General features: G+C 68.9%; 14 protein-coding genes. 4 read left to right on the top strand and 10 right to left on the bottom strand.

The window, feature by feature from the left end; genetic code table 11:
- Positions 1-29 precede the first annotated feature (29 nt).
- On the top strand, positions 30-560 hold the full coding sequence (locus tag ABFG95_RS24840) for an OsmC family protein (protein ID WP_063569748.1): 531 nt from the start codon (positions 30-32) through the stop codon (positions 558-560).
- Positions 561-597: 37 nt separating this feature from the next.
- Here the strand turns inward: ABFG95_RS24840 and ABFG95_RS24845 are convergent, their stop codons facing one another.
- On the bottom strand, positions 598-1,440 hold the full coding sequence (locus tag ABFG95_RS24845; RefSeq protein ID WP_059269839.1) for a LysR family transcriptional regulator: 843 nt from the start codon (positions 1,438-1,440) through the stop codon (positions 598-600).
- A 108-nt stretch (positions 1,441-1,548) separates the two neighbouring features.
- Here ABFG95_RS24845 and ABFG95_RS24850 point away from each other — a divergent pair, with 108 nt between their 5' ends.
- A complete protein-coding gene (locus tag ABFG95_RS24850; RefSeq protein WP_348995001.1) occupies positions 1,549-2,535 on the top strand; it encodes a bile acid:sodium symporter family protein in 987 nt (328 codons plus the stop codon).
- A 26-nt stretch (positions 2,536-2,561) separates the two neighbouring features.
- On the opposite strand, the gene ABFG95_RS24855 is transcribed toward ABFG95_RS24850, so the two are convergent.
- Together ABFG95_RS24855 and ABFG95_RS24860 are read right to left on the bottom strand one after the other, a co-directional pair.
- Positions 2,562-2,948 (bottom strand): Rieske (2Fe-2S) protein, encoded by a 387-nt coding sequence (locus ABFG95_RS24855; RefSeq protein WP_054432323.1) that lies wholly within the window; start codon positions 2,946-2,948, stop codon positions 2,562-2,564.
- A gap of 51 nt (positions 2,949-2,999) precedes the next feature.
- The gene (locus tag ABFG95_RS24860; protein WP_348995002.1) at positions 3,000-4,802 is read right to left on the bottom strand and encodes an ABC transporter ATP-binding protein/permease; all 1,803 of its coding nucleotides are present in this window, start codon (positions 4,800-4,802) and stop codon (positions 3,000-3,002) included.
- A gap of 295 nt (positions 4,803-5,097) precedes the next feature.
- On the opposite strand from ABFG95_RS24860, the gene ABFG95_RS24865 reads away from it, so the two are divergent.
- Positions 5,098-5,925, top strand: coding sequence for an aldo/keto reductase (locus tag ABFG95_RS24865; RefSeq protein WP_049074951.1), 828 nt, complete (start codon positions 5,098-5,100; stop codon positions 5,923-5,925).
- A 72-nt stretch (positions 5,926-5,997) separates the two neighbouring features.
- Here ABFG95_RS24865 and ABFG95_RS24870 read toward each other — a convergent pair whose 3' ends face one another.
- On the bottom strand, positions 5,998-6,195 hold the full coding sequence (locus ABFG95_RS24870; protein ID WP_054418019.1) for a hypothetical protein: 198 nt from the start codon (positions 6,193-6,195) through the stop codon (positions 5,998-6,000).
- The gene (locus ABFG95_RS24875) at positions 6,192-7,367 is read right to left on the bottom strand and encodes a PepSY-associated TM helix domain-containing protein (protein ID WP_049074948.1); all 1,176 of its coding nucleotides are present in this window, start codon (positions 7,365-7,367) and stop codon (positions 6,192-6,194) included. Before ABFG95_RS24875 ends, ABFG95_RS24870 begins: the two co-directional genes overlap by 4 nt.
- 188 nt (positions 7,368-7,555) lie before the next feature.
- On the opposite strand from ABFG95_RS24875, the gene ABFG95_RS24880 reads away from it, so the two are divergent.
- Entirely contained in the window at positions 7,556-8,275 is a 720-nt protein-coding gene (locus ABFG95_RS24880; protein ID WP_278991036.1) for a metallophosphoesterase, read from the top strand.
- 31 nt (positions 8,276-8,306) lie between these two features.
- Here the strand turns inward: ABFG95_RS24880 and ABFG95_RS24885 are convergent, their stop codons facing one another.
- The 5 genes from ABFG95_RS24885 to ABFG95_RS24905 form a co-directional block, all read right to left on the bottom strand.
- Positions 8,307-10,793 (bottom strand): TonB-dependent siderophore receptor, encoded by a 2,487-nt coding sequence (locus ABFG95_RS24885; protein WP_348995003.1) that lies wholly within the window; start codon positions 10,791-10,793, stop codon positions 8,307-8,309.
- Between the two features lie 143 nt (positions 10,794-10,936).
- Positions 10,937-11,935 (bottom strand): FecR domain-containing protein, encoded by a 999-nt coding sequence (locus ABFG95_RS24890; protein ID WP_348995004.1) that lies wholly within the window; start codon positions 11,933-11,935, stop codon positions 10,937-10,939.
- Positions 11,922-12,437: a sigma-70 family RNA polymerase sigma factor gene (locus ABFG95_RS24895; protein ID WP_049074942.1), complete on the bottom strand. Its 516-nt coding sequence runs from the start codon at positions 12,435-12,437 to the stop codon at positions 11,922-11,924. The genes ABFG95_RS24890 and ABFG95_RS24895 overlap by 14 nt, the downstream gene beginning before the upstream one ends.
- 118 nt (positions 12,438-12,555) lie before the next feature.
- Positions 12,556-15,255 (bottom strand): PBP1A family penicillin-binding protein, encoded by a 2,700-nt coding sequence (locus ABFG95_RS24900; RefSeq protein ID WP_336731093.1) that lies wholly within the window; start codon positions 15,253-15,255, stop codon positions 12,556-12,558.
- A 215-nt stretch (positions 15,256-15,470) separates the two neighbouring features.
- Positions 15,471-16,277 carry a helix-turn-helix transcriptional regulator gene (locus ABFG95_RS24905; protein ID WP_348995005.1) on the bottom strand — a complete coding sequence of 269 codons (807 nt, stop codon included), beginning with the start codon at positions 16,275-16,277 and terminating at the stop codon, positions 15,471-15,473.
- Between the last annotated feature and the right edge of the window lie 130 nt (positions 16,278-16,407).

Raw genomic sequence — 16,407 nt, forward strand, 5'->3', positions numbered from 1 at the left:
CCACTTTTTCACGCAAGCGAGGCAGGCAAATGAGTACCTTGAACGAATACCTGGGCCAGAAGCGCGAGGCGGTGCTGGCGCGCAATGCGCGCGATCCGCGTACCGTGACACCGGTGAAGCTGCGCGCGCATGTCAGCGCGGAGGGCCGCAGCGGGGTGCGTCGCATCCGCATCCGCGACCACCAGGTGGTGAGCGACAGCCCGGCGGATTTCGCCGGCTACGACCTGGGACCGAGTTCGCCGGAACTGCTGCTGGGGTCGCTGGGCAGCTGCCTGACGCACATCTTCCTGATCAAGGCGGCAGAGCTGGAACTGCCGCTGGACTCGCTGGAGGTGGAGATCGAAGGCGACCTGGATCCGCGCGGCGGCAAACCGGGTTACGAGAAGGTGCCGTTCTTTCCGCACAATATCCGCTACACCGCGCACATCGTGTCGCCGGCCGACGAGGGGGCGGTACGTGCCGTGCATGAGGCGGTGGAGCAGTGGTGCCCGATCCTGAACCTGCTCAAGCAGCCGCAGCCGCTGGAAGGCAGCGTGCGGCACACGCGGCCGGCAGCGTGAACCATCGACGCGCTCGCCGGCCCGGTCGGGCGGAGGCTCAGGTCAGCGAACTGCGCATCAGGATCTCGGTCAGCGCCCGGGTCGGCTTGTTGGGGGCGGGCGCCGAGATGACGATGAACTCCACCTGCGGCAGCGCCGGCAGGGCCAGGGCGCCGGCCGGCGCCGCCAGGCCGGCGGTGGACAGGTGCGAGGGCTGCACGGTGATGCCCAGGCCGGCGCGGGCGGCCGCCTGGCAGCCGGCATAGCTGGTGCTGGTACAGACGATCTGCCAGCCGCGGCCGGCGCGGGCCAGCGCATCCAGCGCCAGGCTGCGGGTGACGCTGGGCTCGCGCAGCAGGATCAGCGGCAGCGGCGCCTCGGGCGCCAGGCGCAGGCCTTCGCGGGCGCGCCACAGCAACGCTTCCTTGTGCAGGGTCTGGCCGCGGCGGTCGCCGCGACGGCGCTTGCCGATCATCACGTCCAGGCCGTTGTCGTCCAGCAGTCGGTACAGATCGCTGGTGACGCCGATGGTGATGTCCAGCTCCACTTCGGGATGCGCCTGTCGGAACGCGGCCAGCACGTCGGGCAGTGGCCCCATCGCCAGGTCGTCGGAGGTGCCGAGCCGCACGCGGCCGCGCAACCGCGGGGCGTCGAACAGGCGCTCGGCGCGCTCGTGCGCGTCGAGGATGATCTCGGCATGCACCAAGAGGCTGCGGCCGTCGCTGGTCAGGGCCAGCGAATGGGTGTCGCGCAGGAACAGGCGGCGGTCCAGCGCCAGCTCCAGCTGGCGGATGTGTTCGCTGACCGTGGGCTGGGTCAGGCCGAGGCGGCGCGCCGCCTCGCTGAAGCTGGGCGCGCCCGCGGCGGTGGCGAAGGTCTTGAGCCAGAGCGGATTGAGCATGGCGGCCTGCCTATAGGAAATTCCGATAGCAGTTACAGTAACCAGTGGCCTTCACGATAGCAAGCAGCGCGCCTATAGTTTCCGCAACCTTCCCGGAAACCTCCCGCCATGCGCCGCTTCCTGCCCGACCCGTTCACCCTCATCCTGATTGCCACCGTGGCGTTCGCCAGCTTTTTCCCCGCGGTGGGCAAGGGCGCGTCCTTCATGATGGTGGCCAGCAACGTGGCGATTTCGCTGCTGTTCTTCCTGCACGGCGCGCGCCTGTCGACGGACGCGATCGTGGCCGGGGTCAAGGACGTGCGGCTGCATGCGCTGATCCTGGGCTGCACCTTCATCCTGTTCCCGGCGCTGGGGCTGGCGCTGCGGGCCGTGTTTCCCGGGCTGCTGACGCCGTCGCTGTGGCTGGGCGTGATCTTCGTGTGCACGCTGTCCTCCACGGTGCAGTCGTCGATCGCCTTCACCTCGATGGCGCGCGGCAACGTGCCGGGCGCCATTTGCGCGGCGACCGCGTCCAACCTGCTGGGCACGGTGCTGACGCCGCTGCTGGTGGCGGTGCTGCTGCATCGCCAAGGCGGCGGTCACGGCCTGGCCGATGCCGGCCGCATCCTGCTGCAGCTGCTGCTGCCGTTCGCGGTGGGCAGCCTGCTGCGGCCGTGGATCGGCGCCTGGGCGCAGCGCAACAGCCGCGTCCTGTCGAAAGTGGACCGCAGTTCGATCCTGCTGGCAGTCTATACCGCGTTCAACGAAGCGGTGGCGCAGGGCATTTGGCACGCGTTCCCGGCGATCGACCTGGCGACCATGGTGCTGGTCAATGCGTTGCTGCTGGGGGCGGTGCTGCTGATCACGACGTGGGGCAGCCGCAGGCTCGGGCTGTCCAAGGAGAACGAGATCACGCTGGTGTTCTGCGGCTCGAAGAAGTCGCTGGCGTCCGGCATTCCGCTGGCGACGGTGCTGTTCGGCACCTCGCAGATGGGCATTGTGGTGCTGCCGCTGATGATCTTCCACCAGATGCAGCTGATGGTTTGCGCGGTGCTGGCGCGCCGCTACGCCGATCGCGCCGAACCGGCGCAGGCGGCCGAACCGGCCCGCGCCTGAGGCCGCGCCGGCCCGCGCCTGACGGGTCAGCCGCCGCTGGCGAGCGGCTGGATCTTGCCGCTGGGCTGCCAGTAGACGGCGCCGTCGCGCTCCTGCACCGTCAGCACCGTGAGGCGGCCGTTCTTACAGGGGCCGCCCACGCACAGGCCGGTGTCGGGCTGATAGGTGGCGCCGTGGCGGGCGCACATGATCAGGTCGCCGGCGCGCGTGAAGAAGCTGCCTTCCCAATCGAGTTCGACGCCCACGTGGGCGCAGCGATTCAGATAGCCATGGACCCGGTCCTGGTAACGCACGAAGAACGCCGTGGTCTGCCCCGCGCTGTCGGAGACCGGCAGTTTGACGCCCAGTCCGCCATTGACCAGGTCGGTGGCGGCGCAGACGCGGACTTCGGGAGCGATGCGTGAATCCTGCATGGAAGGCCTTGGAATCAAAGGGTGCGATCTTGGGTCAGGGGGCGGGGCTTGTCAATCGGCCGGCGCGGCGGTGTTTTCCTGCTGCCGCGTCCACATCGCGGCATACAGGCCGCCCGCGGCCAGCAAGTACGTGTGGCGGCCGCGTTCGGCGATGCGGCCATCCTCCAGCACGATGATCTCGTCGGCATCGGCCACGGTGGACAGGCGGTGGGCGATGATGAGCGTGCTGCGGCCGCGGCTGACTTCGCGCAGGTTGGCCTGGATGTCGCGCTCGGTGCGGGTGTCGAGCGCGCTGGTGGCTTCGTCGAACAGGAAGATGGCCGGGTCCTTGAGCAGGGTGCGGGCGATGGCGACGCGCTGCTTTTCGCCGCCGGACAGCTTGAGGCCACGTTCGCCCACCATGGTCTGGTAGCCGTCGGGCATGGCCATGATCAGGTCGTGGATGTGCGCCAGCCGGGCGGCGTGCTCGATTTCGGCGTCGGTGGCGCCGGGACGGCCGTAGCCGATGTTGTAGCGGATGGTGTCGTTGAACAGCACGGTGTCCTGGGGCACCACGCCGATGGCGGCGCGCAGGCTGGCCTGGGTGACGTCGCGGATGTCCTGGCCGTCGACCAGGATGGCGCCGGCGTCGGCGTCGTAGAAGCGGAACAGCAGCCGCGCGATGGTGGACTTGCCCGCGCCCGAGGTGCCGACCACGGCCACGGTCTTGCCGGCCGGCAGCGTGAAGCTCACGCCCTTGAGGATGGGCCGGCGTTCGTCGTAGCCAAAGCGCACGTCGCGGAATTCGACCGCGCCGCCTTCCACGCGCAGCGGCTGCGCGCCGGGGCGGTCCGCCACTTCGCGGTCCTGTCCCAGCAGTTCGAACATGCGTTCCATGTCGATCATGGCCTGCTTGATTTCGCGGTAGATGAAGCCGAAGAAGCTGAGCGGCGAGTACAACTGCAGCAGGTAGGTGTTGACCAGCACGAAGTCGCCCAGGGTGTAGCGGCCCGCGGCGATGCCGCGCGCGGCCATCCACATCACCAGCGTGAGGCCGGCGGAGATGATGATGGCCTGGCCGACGTTCAGGATCGACAGGCTGACCTGGCTGCGCACCGCGGCGCGCTCGTAGCGGGTGAGCGAGGCGTCGTAGCGGCGCGCTTCGTGTTCCTCGTTGCCGAAGTACTTGACCGTCTCGTAGTTCAGAAGGCTCTCGATGGCCTTGGTGTTGGCCTCGGAGTCGGTTTCGTTCATGAGCCGGCGGAACTTGGCGCGCCATTCGGTGACGGCCAGCGTGTAGGCCATGTACAGGATCACCGTGGCGCCGGTGGCCAGCGCCAGCCAGGCGTCGAACATGCGCCACAGCACGATGCAGACCAGGCCGATCTCGAAGAAGGTCGGCAGGATGTTGAACAGCAGGAACGACAGCAGCGTCTGGATGCCCTTGGTGCCGCGCTCGATGGCGCGGGTCAGGCCGCCGGTCTGGCGTGTCAGGTGGAAACGCAGCGCCAGGCCGTGCAGGTGACGGAAGATGCGCAGGCCGACCGAACGGATGGCGTGCTGGCCGACGCGGGCGAAGAGGGCGTCGCGCAGTTCCGAGAACAGCAGGGACAGGACCCGCGCGCCGCCATAGGCCAGGATCAGGCCCAGCGGCACCGTCACCGCGCCCGGCGCGCCTTCGCCCAGGGCGTCGATGGCGTGCTTGTACAGCACCGGCACGTACACGGTGGCCGCCTTGGCGGCGAACAGGCAAAGCAGGGCGGCCACCACGCGCGCCTTGAGGCCTGCCTGGCCGGGCGGCCAGAGGTACGGAAACAGGGTGCGCAGGGTGGCGAAGCCACCGCGTCCGGGCGTGCGGGGATCAGGTGCGGTCATGGGAGGCTAGAGCGGCTCAGGCAGGGGCGGGCCAGGGTTCCATTGGGGGGTGACGAGCCCCGAAAAGGCCCATTATCCGGCACCAGCGCTATGATCTGGTTGAAAACCCCTGGGATGGACGTATCACTCCCGGGGGTTTTCCATCCGGTTTTCGCATTGTTTTTTTCCATACGGGCGCAGCAGGGCGGGCCCGTCATCAACAGTAGGCCAGGGGTACGCCCGGCAACATCCCTGGCTGCGCGACCTGGCGCGATTTCGCCGCGCGAGCGTCGCGTCGCAAGCTTCGGAGGGTCTTATGGCGAAGGTACCCACAGTGAAACTGAACGACGGCGGCAAGATTCCGCAATTGGGCCTGGGCGTGTGGCAGGTGCCCGATGACCAGGCCGCGGCCAGCGTCAAGGAAGCGCTGGCGGCCGGCTACCGTTCGGTGGACACCGCCGCGATCTACGGTAACGAATCCGGCGTGGGCGCCGGGCTGCGCGCGGCGGGCGTGGCGCGCAAGGATCTGTTCATCACCACCAAGCTGTGGAACGACAGGCACGGGTTCGATGCCGCCCACCAGGCGATGGATGAAAGCCTGGAAAAGCTCGGCCTGGCCTACGTGGACCTGTATCTGATCCACTGGCCGGTGGCGGGCAGCGACAAGTTCGTGGACGCCTGGCGCGCCATGATCGAGATGAAGGAAGATGGCCGCGCCCGTTCGATCGGCGTGTCCAATTTCACCCAGGCCAACCTGGAACGGCTGATCGATGCCACCGGCGTCACGCCGGCGGTCAACCAGATCGAACTGCATCCGGGCTTCGCGCAGCGCGAGTTGCGCGCCTTTCACGACAGGCATGGCATCGCCACCGAGTCCTGGAGTCCGCTGGCGCAAGGCAAGATCACCCAGGACAAGACCATCCTGGAGCTGGCGCGCAAGCATGGCAAGTCGCCGGCGCAAGTGACGCTGCGCTGGCATCTGCAGCACGGCCTGATCGTGATCCCCAAGTCGGTGACGCCGGCGCGCATCCGCGAGAACATCGACGTGTTCGATTTCGAGCTGTCGGGCGCGGAGATGGCGGCGATCGACGCCATCAAGGAAGGGCCCCGCCTGGGACCCGATCCGGAGAAGTTCGGCAAGTAGGACGGACGCGGGCGGCGGGCGCCGCCGGCGTGCCTGGGGCTTGCGCGAGGCGGATTCCCGTATCGACCGGCCCTACGCCTCGGGTTGCCTGGGCGGGAAGAACCAGTAGCGCACGATGACCACCAGCAGAATGGTCAGCGCCGTCCACGAGGCCCAGTGCCAGGCGCCGGTGCCCAGCAGCGCCGCCAGCAGGCCGAAGATGCTGAGCACACCCAGCAGGATCGGCACGCCCCAGACGAACAGGAAGCCGCGCGGGGATTTCTTGCTCATGCGGGACTCCGTTGCGGGGTGGCGGCGGCCTGGTGCTTGCGCACCAGTTCGGCGATGCGGGCTTCGGTGGCGCGGCGCCGCGCCAGCCACAGGTAGAGGCCGCTGACCAGCACCACGATGGTGATCAGATCGAGCACGGCCCAGATGATCTTCAGGGGCAGGCCGCCGTAGTCGCCGAAGTGCAGCGGACGCGACAATTCCAGCGCGGTCAGGTACCAGGGCATTTTCGCGATGGTGGTCAGCTCGCCGCTGCGGCCGTCGATCAGCACGGGCGTGTTCATCTTGGAGGTCAGGGGCGTGGCGCCGCGCATCCAGGTGATGTAGTGGTGCGGACTGCCGAAGGCGTTGCCGGGGAAGGCGATGAACGACACTTCGTTGCCGGGCAGGGCCTTGCGCGCGGTGTCCGCCGCGCTCTGGGCCGACGACAGTTCGGCCGGCACGCCCTGGCCCTTGTAGGGTTCGAGGATGCGCACCAGTTCGGTGGATTGCCACAGGCGGAACAGCGGCGTGGACAGTTCGTTGATGACGCCGGTCAGGCCCACCACGAAGGCCCACACCAGCGTCACGATGCCGAGCAGGTTGTGCAGGTCGAGCCATTTGAGGCGGGTGGAGCGGCCGGCGCGCACGGTGCCGAATTCCAGCTTCTTCATGAAGGGGCCGTACAGCACCACGCCGGAAACGATGGCGATGCAGAACAGCAGACCCATGAAACCCAGGAACAGCTCGCCCGGCAGGCTGGCGAACAGGTCGACGTGCAGGGACAGCATGATGCCCATGAAGGTGAAGCGGTCCTGGGTGTAGAGCGGGCCGTCGAGCAGCACGTCGCCGGTGCGGCCGTCCATGCGCACCGCGTGGCCGGAGACCTGGCCGTCGCCAGGCTTCTTGGCCATGCCGACGTAGACCTGGGGCTCGTCGGGATCGAAGAACAGGTAGTCGACCACTTCGCCCGGATACATGGACTTGGCGCGCTCGACCAGGGTGTCCAGATTGGCCGGCGGGGTCGAGGCGGGCACGTCCGACAAGGGCTTGGCATCGTCGAGCCAGTGCTCGATTTCGTGGTGGAACACCAGCGGCAGGCCGGTCAGGCAGATGATGAGCAGGAAGATCGTACAGACCAGACTGGTCCACTTGTGGACCAGGTACCAGGTTTTGATGGTGGAGGCGGCGGTCATGGCGACGGCGGGGCGGCTGGCGCGGCCCCCTTCAGGATGGATTTTGGGAAAGACGGAACATTATCACGAATAATAGCTATTCTCGTAACGCAATTTTGCGAATGCGCGTGTGAAAGCCAGGTGTAATCGGGGACGCATAAAAGCGGGTTAAAAAGAAACATGGGCCCGATTGGGCGGGCTGGATCATCATGCAGCAACGTTTTCTGAAAGTGCCGCGCAACGAGCTGGGCCGTGATTTCGCGGTGGGCGACGTGCACGGTTGTTTTACCCGCCTGCAGGACAGCCTGGGGCGGATGGGGTTCGACGCCAGCCGCGACCGGCTGTTTTCCGTGGGCGACCTGGTCGACCGGGGACCGGAGAGCGAGGCCGCGCTGGAGTGGCTGGCGCAGCCCTGGTTCTACGCGGTGCAGGGCAACCACGAGGACTATGCCGTGCGCCATGTGCGCACCGGGCAGGTGGACGTGGTGAACTGGCGCGGCTACGGCGGCGGCTGGTTCCTGGATCTGCCGGCCGACCGCCAGCAGGTCTATGCCGAAGCCTTCGACCAGTTGCCGATCGCGATCGAGGTGGAAACCGCGGCGGGCGCGGTCGGGTTGCTGCACGCCGACTGTCCGGTGCTGTTCTGGCCGCGCCTGGAATCGGCGCTGCAGGATCGCTACAAGCGCACCAGCGCTACCTGCCAGTGGTCACGCGAGCGGCTGCGGCAACTGGACCGCACCGGCGTGCTCGGGGTGCGCGCGGTGGTGGCGGGCCACACGCCGGTGGCCGCGCCGCTGGCGCTGGGCAACGTCTATCACATCGATACCGAGGGCTGGAAGGACGGCTACTTCACCTTCCTCGACCTGGCAACGCTGCAGGCCTGGCCGCGCGCGGTGGTGACCGAGCCGGATACGGAAGCGGTCCGCTGACGCGGGCCGCGCGCGCTCGATCCGGCCGCGCCTACCAGCGGTAGGTCGCGGTCGCCAGCACCGTGCGCTGATCGCCATAGCGGCAGGCGCCCGCGCTGCAATTGCTGAGATAGGTCTTGTTGCCCAGGTTGCGCACGTTCAGCGCCAGGTTCCAGCCCTGTACCTGGTAGCCGATCATCGCGTCGAACAGCGTGTAGCCCGGCAGCTTCTCCGCGGCCGACTCCTGGTAGCCCCAGTTCGGTCCGGTGTAGCGCGCGCCCAGGCCGATCTTGATGCCGGATGCGAAGCGGTAGTCGGTCCACAGCGCGATCTGGTTGCGCGACACCGCCTGCATCTGCTTGCCGACTTCGCTGGGCGTGCTGCTGGCCGTGACCTCGGCCTTGGGCGTGTACGTGTAGGCGGCTACCACGTTCATCTGCGGCAGCGGCCGGAACGCGGCCTCCAGCTCCAGGCCGCGCACCTGCACCTCGCCGGTCTGCTTGGGCAGGAACTCGGGCGTATAGGTGATGTAGTTGTGGCGCCGCAGGTCGAACACCGCCGCGCTGTAGCGGCTGCGCCCGCCGGGCGGCTCGTAGCGGATGCCGAGTTCGTACTGGCGCCCGGTTTCCGGCCGCATCGGGCTGTTGGTCACCGGGTCGATGGTGGCGGTGGGCGAGAACGATTCGGCGTAGCTGAAGTACGGCGCGATGCCGCTCGGATGCAGGTAGACCAGGCCGGCGCGCTTGCTGAAATGGTGCTCGGAGATCTTGGTGCGGGAGCCGTCGATGTTGCTGTCCACGTCCGCGCTGGCCTTGTCGTAGCGGCCGCCGAGCGTGGCCACCCAGTTGCCCCATTTGATCTGGTCCTGCAGGTAGAAGCCGGTCTGGGCCAGCCGGGTGGTGGCGTCGAACCAGGGCGCGGCGGTCTCGACCGGGCTGCCGTAGGACGGCGAATAGCCGTCGATGGGCGCGACCACGCCGTCGTTGTAGGTGCGCTGGTAATTGCGCGAACGCTGGTAGTCCAGTCCGAACAGGAAGGTGTGGGTCCAGTCGCCCAGGGCGACCTTGGCCTGCGCCTGGTTGTCGATGGTGAAGAGCCGCGCGTTTTCCTGGCTGCCGAACGGGAACCGTTCCAGGAGGCGGAAGTTGGCGGGGTCGTCCGGGTTGGCGGGGTTGACCGTGGCGAAGCCGCCGCGCACGTAGACCTGGCGGTAATCGACGCTGGTGTAGCCGTAGCGCGTGTTCTGGCGCACGGTCCAGGTGTCGTTCAGGCGGTGTTCCAGCAGATAGCCGACCATCCACTGTTCCTGGTTGAAGCGGTCGAAGCCCGGTTCGCCCACATAGGTATTGCGCGAGAATTTCCCGTTCGGATTGGGCAGCTGCGTGCCGATCTCGGGAAAGCTGCCGTAGGAACTGCCGTCGCGCACCCGCAGATAGTGCGACAGCAGGGTCAGGGTGGTGTCGCTCGACGGCTTGAGGGTCAGCGCCGGCGCGATGAAGAACCGGTCGTTGGGCAGGCCGCTGGCGGGCAGCTCGGCGTCGCGCGCCAGGCCCGTGATGCGGTAGAGCACCTTGCCGTTGTCATCCAGCGGGCCCGAGAAGTCGCCGGCCACCTGGCGCCGCGAATGGTCGCCGACCTGCGCTTCCAGTTCGTGCAGGGGGTCGTCGGTGGGACGCTTGCTGACGACGTTGATCATGCCGCCCGCGCCGTTCTGGCCGTACAACACCGAGGTCGGGCCGCGCAGCACCTCGATGCGCTCGGCGCCGTAGACCTCGGTCTGCCAGACCGCCCAGCTGTTGTTGTTGCGCAGCTGCAGGCCGTCCAGGTAGTAGCCCGGCGTCTGCGCGTCGAAGCCGCGGATGATGGTCCAGTCAAAGCGCGTGTCGGCGCCCCAGGGCAGGGTGTTGATGCCCGGGGTGTAGGCCAGGCTTTCCTTCAGGCGCGAGGCGCCGGTTTCGCGGATGAAGTCGGCGGTGACGACGGAGATCGACTGCGGCGTTTCGAGAATGCTGCTGTCGGTCTTGGTGCCGGTGGCGCTGCGGCTGGCCACATAGCCGTCCACCGGGCTCCAGGCCGTTTCGGGGCGGCCGGTGACGGTGACGGCCGGCAGCGTGGCGGGGCTGTCGGCGGTGGGCGCCGGACGCAGCGTATAGGCGCCGTTGGCGCCGCGCGCGACGCGCAGGCCCTGGCCCTGCAGCAGGGTGGCGAAGCCGTCCTGCACGGAATAGGCGCCATTCAGGCCGGGGCTGGTCTTGCCGCGGGTCAGGGCGCCGTCGGCCGACAGCTCGATCCCCGCCTCGCTGGCGTAGCGGGTCAGGGTCTGGTCCAGCGGACCGGATGGGATCTGGTAGGTGCGCACCGGTGTCTGCGCCCCGGCGGGCGCCGGCGCTACCTGGGCTGGCGCCGGCGAGGTGGCCAGGAGGGCGCCGCCCAGCGCCAGGCAGAGCGCGGCGCGGCGCGGGAGCAGGCGGGGGGCGGTGGGCCGCGCGGAGAGGGGCGCGGTGATGCGGAACGGAGAGGAAAGGTGGCGGCTCGCCATCGGGTCGATCCCAGAAAGTACGGAAGAAAGTGTTGCGACTGCTATGTCTTCCGGACGAGCGGGCGATTTCCTCAATGCCGCGCCAACAAAAACTGCAACAGGGGCCAGGGTTTGCGCGGGGCGCTTCTGGCGGTCGATGCGCCCTAGCGTGCCTCCCGGGGGCCGACGGTGACCCAATAGCGGCTGAGCGTGTGGATGTCGACTGGCACGCCCAGCGTCAGGTTGTGCAGGGCGCGGTCGGTGTCGCGCAGGGGGAAGACCCCGGTGACGCGGAGCTCGGCGACGGCCGGGTCGCAGCGCAGGAAGCCGCTGCGGTAGCGGGCCAGCCGCGCGGTGAAGTCCGCCAGCCGCATGTCCTCGGCCAGCAGCACGCCGCGCGTCCAGGCGGCGTCGGCCTCGCGCGCCGCGGCGGGCGGCTCGGCGCGCTGCGGGTCGAAGCGCGTGCGCTCGCCCTCATGCACCCGCAGGACCGCCTGGGTGGCCGCGCCGGGATAGACGTCGACCGCGCCCTGGTAGACCGCCAGGTGCGCCTGTGGACCGGCATCGCGCAGGGTGAAGCGGGTGCCCAGCGCCTGCACCACGCCTTGCCGGCTCTGAACGCGCAACGGCCTGCCCTGGGCATCGACAGCGGTCGACACCAGGATTTCCCCGGCCAGCAGCAGGATGCGGCGCTCGTGGCGGTCGAAGCGCACGTCGATGGCCGAGCCGCTGTCGAGCACGACGCGGGAGCCATCGGCCAGGGTGATGTCGCGGATCTCGCCGACGGCGCTGCGGTGGTCGGCGGTCAGCATGCCCCAGCGCCCGCTTTCGCGCCAGAGCAGGGTAACCCCGGCGGTGGCGGCCGCCGCGATGCCCAGTGTCCGCAGCGCTTTGCGGCGCGCGGCATAGGCCTGCGGACGGGCGTCGAGCAGCACCGTGCGGGAGACCGGCTCGGAGACCCCGGCCAGCTTGGCGTCCATGACCTGCAGGCGGCGCCAGGCGCGCAGGTGGTCGGGATGGGCGGCCAGCCAGGCGTCACAGGCCGCGCGGTCGGCCGCGCTGGCCTCGCCCGACCACAGCCGCGCCATCCAGGCCGAGGCGCGGCGCACGACCGCGGGATCGATCGCCGGCCCCTGGCCGGCGGCCGCGTCAGTGCGCGCCATCGTAGAGGGCCTGGTAGCACGCCAGCAGCGCCGCCGCGACGTACTTCTCGACCGAGGAAACGGACACGTGCAGCCGTTCGGCGATCTCGCGGTAGCTCAGGCCGTCGAGCTTGCACAGCAGCAGCGCCATGCGGGCCTTGGGCGGCAGCTTGTGCAGGATGGTGTCGACTTCGATCAGGGCCTCGACCGCCAGGGCGCGGACTTCCTCGGACGGCGCCAGCGCCACCGGCAGCGCGGCGATGGCCTCGAGGTAGGCGGCTTCGATGCCGCGGCGCCGATACAGGTCGATCAGCAGGCCGTTGGCGATCTGGGTCAGGTGGCGGCGGGACTGGTCCGGCTGCGGCGTGGCGCCGGAGGCCAGGATGCGGACGTAGGTGTCGTGCGCCAGATCGGCGGCGTCGAAGGCGTTGCCCAGCCGCTTGCGCAACCAGCCGCGCAGCCAGCCGTGGTGGTCACCGTAAAGCACTTCGATGGGCTGGGGGGAGGTCCCGGTCGCGGACATGATGGACTGGCGTGGCGTTGGCGCGGCGCATCCCATGATCCGGAATGCGAATTATTCCGGATCATAGTTGATCCGCGCGCGCGCCGGCAAGCCGGTCTTTCCCGGGCGGATCGGGGGGCTAGAGCGGCCGCGCGGCCAGCGGCCCGGTGCCGTTGACGGCGCTGGCGCTGGCGCGGGCCGGGATGTCGGCGTCGACGCGCGGCACCGGGATCGGCGGGATCGGGGTGTTGCCGCCGTCGCCGCCCGGGTTGCCCCCGGAACCGCCACCCAAGGCGCCGCCCAGCGTGCCGCTGCCCGCGGCCGGGATCGGAATCGGCTGCGCCACCGGCGCCTGCTGGCCCGGCGCCGGCTGCTGCTGCACGGGCGTCTGCTGCGGCGCGCCGGCCTGGGGCGTGGTGGCCGGCGGCAGCGTCGCGCCCGGCGCGGGCAGGGGCCGCACCGAGTTGTCGACGCCGTCGGTGGAGCGGTTGTTGTTGAGGAAGTCGGTCAACGGGTCGCCGCTGGACAGGTCGAGCGAGGCCACCGCCTGGCCCGGCGGGAATTCGTTGAAATAGTATTCGCCGTTGTCCACCAGCAGGCCGTCGGGACGCGGCGCCGGCTTGGCCTCGGGCACGCCCTTGAGCGCCGGCTGCATGTAGTCGAGCCAGGTGGTCAGGGCCAGGCCGCTGCCGAATTCGTTGGTGCCCAGCGACTTGGGCTGGTCAAACCCCATCCAGACCGTGGTGGCCAGGGTGGGGGTGAAGCCGGAGAACCAGACGTCGACCGCTTCGTTGGTGGTGCCGGTCTTGCCGCCGATGTCGTTGCGCTTGAGCACCTGGTGCGCGCGCGCCGCGGTGCCGCTGGTGGTGACGCCGCGCAGGATGTCATCCATGACCCAGGCGGTGCGCGGGTCGATGGCGCGCGCGGCGGCGTCGCCCGCCACCACCGGCTGCGCCTGCATCAGCACGTTGCCCGAGCGGTCGGTGACCTTGGCGATCAGGTAGGGCGTGACGCGGTAGCCGCCGTTGGCGAACACGCTGTAGCCGTTGACCACCTGCAGCGGCGTGGCGCCGCCGGCGCCCAGGCCCAGCGGCAGCACCGCCGGCCAGCGCGCCTTGTCGAAGCCGAAGCGGGTCAGGTAGTCCTGCGCGTACTGCGGGCCAATGGCCTGCAGGATGCGGATGGTGACCATGTTCTTGGACTTGTACAGGCCCTGGCGCAGCGTCAGCATCGGCTCGTAGCGGTTGCCGTCGTTCTTGGGCTGCCAGTCCTTGGAGCCGGTTTGCGCGGCGGTCAGCATGAAGGGCTGGTCGGAGATCTGCGTGGCGGGCGTCAGGCCGCGCTCCAGGGCGGCGGCGTAGACGAACGGTTTGATGTTCGAGCCCGGCTGGCGCCAGGCCTGCGTGACGCGGTTGAAGGTGCCGCGGTTGTAGTCGAAGCCGCCGATCATGGCGCGGATGGCGCCGTCCTGCGGCACCATCGACACCAGCGCCGCCTGCAGCGCCGGCATGTTGATGATTTCCCAGCCGTCGCCGTTCTTGTGGATGTAGACCACCGAGCCGCGCTGGATGCGCTGGCTGTCGCTGGCCTTGGGGTTGAGGGCGCGCGCCACCACGGCCAGCGCCTTCTTGTCGGAGATGGTGATGATGTCGCGCGCGCTGCGCGCCACGGTCACTTCCTGCGGGCTGGCGGCCAGCACCACGGCGGTGAGCAGGTCTTCGCTGTCGGGCGTCTTGTCCTGCACGCCGTCGAGGATGTCGTCGAATGCCGCGGCATCCTTTTCGACGCCGTCGGGCAGCTCGATCTGGTCTTCCGGCCCGGGGTAGGGCGCGCGGCGGGTGTAGTCCAGCACGCCGTCGCGCACGGCGCGGTAGGCGGCTTCCTGGTCCTTGGAATCGATCGTGGTGTAGACGTCGATGCCCTTGGAGTAGGTCTGCTCCTGGAACACGCCGTACATCAGCTGGCGCGCCAGTTCGGCCGGGTATTCGCCGTGGATGGCGAAGCCGCGCAGGCTGGCGCCGTCGGCGCCGCGGATCACCACGTGCTGCTTGAGGGCCTCTTCGGTCTGTTCCGGCGTCAGGTAGCCCAGCGTCTTCATGCGGCCCAGCACGTAGTGCTGGCGGATCTCGGCACGCGGGAAGTTGGTGATGGGGTTGAAGCGCGAAGGCGCCTTGGGAATGCCGGCCAGCATCGCGGCCTCGGCCGGCGTGACCTCGGACAGCGGCTTGCCGAGGTAGGTGCGCGAGGCGGCGGCGAAGCCGTAGGCGCGGTGGCCCAGGTAGATCTGGTTCATGTAGAGCTCGAGGATCTGGTCCTTGGTGAGCTCGGATTCAATCTTGTAGGTCAGCAGCAGTTCGTAGAACTTGCGCGAATAGGTCTTTTCGGACGACAGGTAGAAGTTGCGCGCCACCTGCATGGTGATCGTGCTGCCGCCCTGGGTCTTGGATTGCTTGACGAGGTTCACGAGCACGGCGCGCACCATGCCCATCCAGTCGACGCCGCCGTGCTGGTAGAAGCGGTCGTCCTCGGCCGCCAGCACCGCCTGGCGCATCACCGGCGGGATTTCGTCGAAGCGCAGCACGTTGCGGTGCTCTTCGCCGTATTCGCCGATCAGGACCTTGTCGGCGGTATAGATGCGCAGCGGCACCCGCGGCCGGTAGTCGGTCATGGCGTGCAGGTCCGGCAGGCTGGGCCAGGCGATCGCCAGCGCCAGGCCGACCAGCAGCGCCCCGCAGACGCCTAGGCCGGCGACGGCGACGCCGGCCTTGATCAGGAGTCGTTTCCAGGGAAAGCCCGATTTGCCGCCCGGGTTGGCGGAGGATTGCTGGGGGGTGCTCATTGCAGGCGATTCTAGGGCAGAACGCTATAGACCGGCGACCGCGCCGGAAGGTTTCAGTAACCAAACTTGCCCGCAGGGACGGTTCGGACCACGGACAAAGGATATAGGGACGGGTTTGAGCATACGCGCCGCGCGGGTTTCGCGTGGCGCCACACTGCAAGCGCGCGCTGAAATGTATTGCGCGCCGTGACAAACGGCAAGGCCGGTTGCAGATGTCATGCGGCCTGCGCCCGCAGATAGCGTTGCGGCGGCGCGCCCAGGGCGCGATGGAACATGGCGCTGAAGGCGCTGGCGCTGCGATAGCCCAGGTCGGCGGCGATGCGCGCCACCGGCTCGCCCAGCGACAGGCGGCAGACGGCGTCGGCCAGCCGCACCTGCTGCACCCATTGCCGATAATTCAGTCCCAGTTCAGCCTGGAACAGCCGGATCAGCGTGCGCGCGCTGGCGCCGACCTCGCTGCCCCAGTCCTCGATGCCGCGTTGCAGGCCGGGCCGGTCCAGGATCGCCTCGCAGACAATCTGCAGGCGGCGGTCGCGCGGCCAGGGAATCTGGATGGGCACCACGCGCGCGGCGGTCAGTTCGGACAGGATCAGCGCGGCGATCTGTTCGGCGCGGCCGCCCAGCGGATAGTCGATGGGCTCGGCGGTCAGGGCCAGGATCAGCTCGCGCAACAGGCCGCTGACCTCGATTACCTGGCACTGCGGCCAATACGCCCGCGCCGCGTCGGCCTGGATGTAGAGCGAGCGCATCGAGACCGCGCCGACCATGTCGACGCCGTGCGGCACGCCGGCCGGCACCCACAGCGCGCGCAACGGCGGCAGCGCCCAGAAGCCGCTGGGCGTGGTGACGCGCATCACGCCCTCGATGGCGTAGATGATCTGGGCGCGCGGATGAGAATGGGCGCCGGTGCGGGCGCCGGCGGGGAATTCCTTGGCCATCGCCGTCACCCCGCGAGGGCGGTGCTGGTAGTCCTGGGCGTCGATGCTGCGGGCCGGATCGAGGCGCGCGGGGCGGGTGGGCATGTTGTCACTTCCGACAAAGGGAGGAGGCCGGATTCATGGAGGAATACCGCTATTTTGTCACTTTGCCGACGAAAATTGTCAGCCGGGTGCGAGGCGTCCTTCCTACACTGGCAGGGTCCGGCGCCGCGCC

This window comes from Achromobacter sp. HNDS-1 (assembly GCF_040084795.1).
In the GTDB taxonomy this organism is placed as follows: domain Bacteria; phylum Pseudomonadota; class Gammaproteobacteria; order Burkholderiales; family Burkholderiaceae_B; genus Achromobacter; species Achromobacter ruhlandii.

Bases quoted from the DNA above. Each gene is read 5' to 3' on its own strand.
- ABFG95_RS24860 (WP_348995002.1), bottom strand. From the start codon at position 4,802: ATGACCGCACCTGATCCCCGCACGCCCGGACGCGGTGGCTTCGCCACC.
- ABFG95_RS24840 (WP_063569748.1), top strand. From the start codon at position 30: ATGAGTACCTTGAACGAATACCTGGGCCAGAAGCGCGAGGCGGTGCTG.
- ABFG95_RS24900 (WP_336731093.1), bottom strand. From the start codon at position 15,255: ATGAGCACCCCCCAGCAATCCTCCGCCAACCCGGGCGGCAAATCGGGC.
- ABFG95_RS24855 (WP_054432323.1), bottom strand. From the start codon at position 2,948: ATGCAGGATTCACGCATCGCTCCCGAAGTCCGCGTCTGCGCCGCCACC.
- ABFG95_RS24850 (WP_348995001.1), top strand. From the start codon at position 1,549: ATGCGCCGCTTCCTGCCCGACCCGTTCACCCTCATCCTGATTGCCACC.
- ABFG95_RS24885 (WP_348995003.1), bottom strand. From the start codon at position 10,793: ATGGCGAGCCGCCACCTTTCCTCTCCGTTCCGCATCACCGCGCCCCTC.
- ABFG95_RS24890 (WP_348995004.1), bottom strand. From the start codon at position 11,935: ATGGCGCGCACTGACGCGGCCGCCGGCCAGGGGCCGGCGATCGATCCC.
- ABFG95_RS24905 (WP_348995005.1), bottom strand. From the start codon at position 16,277: ATGCCCACCCGCCCCGCGCGCCTCGATCCGGCCCGCAGCATCGACGCC.
- ABFG95_RS24865 (WP_049074951.1), top strand. From the start codon at position 5,098: ATGGCGAAGGTACCCACAGTGAAACTGAACGACGGCGGCAAGATTCCG.
- ABFG95_RS24870 (WP_054418019.1), bottom strand. From the start codon at position 6,195: ATGAGCAAGAAATCCCCGCGCGGCTTCCTGTTCGTCTGGGGCGTGCCG.
- ABFG95_RS24845 (WP_059269839.1), bottom strand. From the start codon at position 1,440: ATGCTCAATCCGCTCTGGCTCAAGACCTTCGCCACCGCCGCGGGCGCG.
- ABFG95_RS24895 (WP_049074942.1), bottom strand. From the start codon at position 12,437: ATGTCCGCGACCGGGACCTCCCCCCAGCCCATCGAAGTGCTTTACGGT.
- ABFG95_RS24880 (WP_278991036.1), top strand. From the start codon at position 7,556: ATGCAGCAACGTTTTCTGAAAGTGCCGCGCAACGAGCTGGGCCGTGAT.
- ABFG95_RS24875 (WP_049074948.1), bottom strand. From the start codon at position 7,367: ATGACCGCCGCCTCCACCATCAAAACCTGGTACCTGGTCCACAAGTGG.